This window comes from Sphingobium fluviale (assembly GCF_004122115.1).
In the GTDB taxonomy this organism is placed as follows: domain Bacteria; phylum Pseudomonadota; class Alphaproteobacteria; order Sphingomonadales; family Sphingomonadaceae; genus Sphingobium; species Sphingobium fluviale.
Genome location: NZ_SBKP01000032.1, coordinates 1 through 4,083, shown reverse-complemented (window position 1 = coordinate 4,083; position 4,083 = coordinate 1). Strand labels below are relative to the sequence as shown.

3 protein-coding genes are annotated in these 4,083 nt (G+C 61.3%); all 3 read right to left on the bottom strand.

What is annotated here, in order from left to right; genetic code table 11:
• Positions 1 to 177: 177 nt before the first annotated feature.
• The 3 genes from EQG66_RS15095 to EQG66_RS15085 are packed head-to-tail and all read right to left on the bottom strand — an operon-like array spanning position 178 to position 3,991.
• On the bottom strand, positions 178 to 657 hold the full coding sequence (locus tag EQG66_RS15095) for a hypothetical protein (RefSeq protein ID WP_129405329.1): 480 nt from the start codon (positions 655 to 657) through the stop codon (positions 178 to 180).
• Positions 654 to 2,780, bottom strand: a complete 2,127-nt coding sequence (locus EQG66_RS15090) for a tyrosine-type recombinase/integrase (RefSeq protein WP_245988138.1) — start codon at positions 2,778 to 2,780, stop codon at positions 654 to 656. Before EQG66_RS15090 ends, EQG66_RS15095 begins: the two co-directional genes overlap by 4 nt.
• On the bottom strand, positions 2,777 to 3,991 hold the full coding sequence (locus EQG66_RS15085; protein ID WP_245988137.1) for a tyrosine-type recombinase/integrase: 1,215 nt from the start codon (positions 3,989 to 3,991) through the stop codon (positions 2,777 to 2,779). Before EQG66_RS15085 ends, EQG66_RS15090 begins: the two co-directional genes overlap by 4 nt.
• Between the last annotated feature and the right edge of the window lie 92 nt (positions 3,992 to 4,083).

The window sequence follows — 4,083 nt, the reverse complement described above, 5'->3', positions numbered from 1 at the left end:
TAACATATATCAACACCAAGTCGTGTCTTATGTTGTAGTTTCAATGGGTTGTCGACGATAAGCCTGTCCATTGTGTTTTGCTTATAATTTGGACGATCAAGGGAGTTGGAAGTGCAAGACGCCGTAGGCGGCTCACTTCCTACTCGCTTGATCGTAACCCGATCGCAGCCTGACGGTTCAGTCTTCGGTGGGCGGCAGCGGGGCAGGTGCTTGCCCCGGTGATACGCGCGCAAGGACAGCTGTGTAGAGCTGACGCCAGTGTTCGGCCTTGCCGCGCTCGCGTTCGGCGGTGCGGTCGGCCTTGGCCTTTTCAGCGCGTGCATCCCTGAGCTCGGTCTCTAGACGCTCGATCTTGTTGCGAAGCGCCGCTTCGATATGCCGGTATTCCACCGGCGTCCGCAGCGGGATCTTCTTGCCGTTGATTACCTCGGTTTCCGCGCGCGTCTCGACGCGTTCCTCGCCGATCTCATCGGCGAAGTTGTTGTAGAGGTACTGGCGGCTGACCTTGGCTTCACGGGCGACCGAGACGAACGTCACAGCTTGCCTGGTGTCACGCAGGCGCATGATCGCGCCCTCGACCGCAGCGCGTTTTTCAGCACTGCGGCGGCTGCGAGCATCATTGAGGGTGGCGATCCGCAGATCCGGTCCCGTGGTCATGGCGTCGCTTTCTCCCGAGCAGCGGCCGGCCTGTAGCGCTGTTTTTCGCCGTTGTAGAGGCCGCGCTCCTCGATGGAACGGATGATGGTATCGGTGTTGTGGACTGCATCCTTGTTGTGTTGTAGCCGCTTGCGCGTGATGTCGGCCAACCGGGTCTGACCGCCTTCCTCGTAATTCCGCGCTTCCTGTTCGAGCCCTTCGATCGCGACGTAAAGTCCGGCGCGCTCGCAGCGGAAGTGCTCGAGGTCGTCGCCATCGGCGCGGAAGAACCGGCAGGTTAGGCAAGCGTGTGCGTGCTCGCACCATTCGCCGAGCTGGCCGGGCAGCGTGCAGGCCCCGCCACAGACCCGCGTTGCCATCATGGTTTCCTTGCGCAGCAGGAGATCGCCGACGACCTCATCGACCTTGCCCGCGATCGTGAAGAACTGGCCGCCGCCTTTGCGGAGCAGGGCGTTCTTTTTGAGCTCTAGGCGCTTGTTGACGTACATCGACGCCATATCGGGCGAGGCGTGGCCCAGTTCGAACATGATGCTGAGAATATCGTGACCTTCGGCTGCCATCTGCGTCCCGCGATGGTGGCGCAGCGGATGCCACGAGAAGTCGAACGGCTTGCCTTCGCCGTCGACGATCCCATGTCTGAGGCACAGCATCTTGAGTTCCTGCAAGGTCCAGTTGTTGCCGAGGAACGACTCGCGCTTGCCGTAGAAGACCGGGAACAGGTATTTCGTCGCGCTGCCGTAACGCTGCCGGACGCGATCCCGCTGGGCCTCGATCAGCTCGATCATAGCCTGGTGCGCCGGATCGGTGACCAGCAAGGGCTTGGTATTCCAGCGGCTGACCTTATTCTGCCAGAACGTGAACAGCATGAACCGCTTGTCGTGCGGATCGGGCCGCAGGCAGTCGAAGAGCAGGGCATGCAGGTCTTCGGCCCGCGCGCCGGTCGTGATGCCGATCATGAAGATCGCAGGGATCGGCGCGGGTAGTTCGTCGAGCTTGGCCACCATGGCGGCCAGTGCTTCCGACGGAGCCGCCCGGTTGGCGCCCTCGCGCGATGCGTAAAGCCGGTTGCGCGGGTCATCCGGCGCCTGCTTGTAGCGGATCCGCCGCGCAGCGCGCTTGTCGAGCGCGATCCGCGGCCATTGTCCTGGCAGGAGGACTGGCGCCGCGCGCAGGAGCTGGACGATGTCGGTGTACCAGTTCTTGCCCGTGGCTTGCCGAGCATTTCCCCAGGCGAGGTAACGCTCCATCGTCAGTTCATTGATCTGCCCGGGATCAACAACACCATCTTCACGGAGGAACCGCGCAAATAGCCGCAGCCGCGACTGCATTCCCGATACCGTCCCCGGCGCAAGCTCGCCATGCGTCACCTTGTCGAGCAGGAAGCTGCGCATCGGTGGGCGCAGCCACGGCTCGAAGCAAAGGAAGTTCAGATAGGTATCGCTCTGCCGCTGCCGGTCGCGGAAGCGCGTGTCCTCCTCACTGTAGAGATCGTTGAGCAGGATGATGTTGCGGTCATGCATCGGCGCCATCTGCGCCCGATTGATGATCGAGAAGCGATGGATGTCGCCGAACAGCTGCACTTCCGGCGACCGGTACTGGGTGGTGACGACCTTTCCATCCCGGATCCAGTGGCGGGTCTGGCTCTGCCTCCGCCGCCCATAGTTCGCGCCGTACCAAGCAGCGTATAGACCCAGTGCGGTATCGTTGTGGCACTTCGTTCTCGCAGAACCGTCACCATCTGACAATCCGAAGTTGGGGTGGGGGATGTCCGCGAGACAGCCCGCTCCAAAATGCTGAAGCAGGCTTTCGCCTTCTGCGACCAGATATCGGATCACCGGGATCCGGCGCTGGAACCAGTGGGCGTCCGCCTTACGATCGTCGAGCACCGATGCCGCGAGGTAGGCCTTGATTTCGTTGGTCAGCACCGGAACCGCGGCGCCAAGTGGTAGGCTTGCGTATGTCTGGCTCAACCATGGATGGCCGAACACCTCGTTCATTATGGCGTCTGACCAAACAGGATTCTCGACAAGGAGAGGGGACACGTCCCCGAGCCGAGCCTCAAGCCAGTTGCTGTAGCGATCGGTATCGTGCGGTGTGCCGCCGACGAGTGCCAGCGGTGTCATGCCCATTGCATGTCCTTTCCGAGAAGCTCAGCCTCGCGAAGTTTCTCAAGTCTTTCATGCACCTCGTCGGGACCCGTCAGGTAAAGCCTGCGGATTTCCGACGCGAACAGGTGCTGGTAAAAGGCGGCCGTTGTCTGTGGGCTGGCATGGCCAAGGCGATCGGCCACTTCGAGCAGGCTGTAGCCCGCCGCGATCGCTTCGGACGCATGGCTGTGGCGGAACATGTGCCAGTTGAAGGCAATATGCGTGCGCTGTTCCAGCAGGCCCGCAAGCTTCTGGGCATAGGACAGGCTCATTGCGTGCCCGATGACGCCGGCTTTCACATTGGCGAAGACGTACTCGGCTCCGGATTCGAAGGCCGGCAGATATTCATCGCTGGTGAGGTAATCGACGTACATGTTGAGCACGTAGTCGTGGACCGGCACACCGCGCGTCCGGCCGGATTTGGCGCGGGCGCCATTAGCATTGTCTTCGCGCGGAACGACCCAGACGACCTTTTCGGCGAGGTCGACATCGACATGTCGCAAGCCCAGCGCTTCGCCGATCCTGAGGCCGGTATTGTAGAGCAACACGATCAGAAACGCGTCGCGCGCGAGCCCGCACGCCTCGATCAGCCGTAGGACCTCGCTTGGCGTCAGGCGCTTCCCCAGCACCTGCTGCTGAACCCGGCCGGGATCGCCCGACAGATAGCGGTCCTTGCGCCTTGTCGTACGACGCTGGCTGATATGCTCGAGGAACGGCTTGTAGATCCGATGCCCGTCATAGGCATTGTTAACCTCGACCGTATCGACCGCGAAGTCGTCGGTGCCGTTATAGAAGCGGTAGAAAGATTTGATCGCCAGCTGGATCTGGTTGCGCGTCGATGGCGCCAGAACCCGCGTCTCCTGCTTTCGCAGCAGGATCAGCCGCGGGCTCGGCAAGGCATCCTTTCGGCGGGCAAGCCGCCAAGCAAGGAAGCTGTCGTACAACGAAACCGAGGCTTCATGTAGGCCTACGCCATTGGCACCGAGGAAGTTCGCGAAGTCCACAACGTGGCGAACATAAGCCCGTATCGTATTTGGTGACGCGTGAGTCTGTTCGAGATGAACGATCCAGTGACGAAGGCACTCGACGACATCGCCGGCATCGTCCAATACCGTCCACGATCGGCGACCGCCGGGCATTTCGATGCGTGCAGCCTGCAAGGGCGTCGTGGCGAACGAAGTGGACACGGTCGCTGATACTGATGAAAGACCACCGTAACCGCAAGCCTTTCGCCATCACACTGGACACAGTTTACATGGACAGTTCTGGTAGTGCTATT

Coding starts and splice junctions, on each gene's coding strand:
- EQG66_RS15095 (WP_129405329.1), bottom strand. CDS start 657: ATGACCACGGGACCGGATCTGCGGATCGCCACCCTCAATGATGCTCGC.
- EQG66_RS15090 (WP_245988138.1), bottom strand. CDS start 2,780: ATGACACCGCTGGCACTCGTCGGCGGCACACCGCACGATACCGATCGC.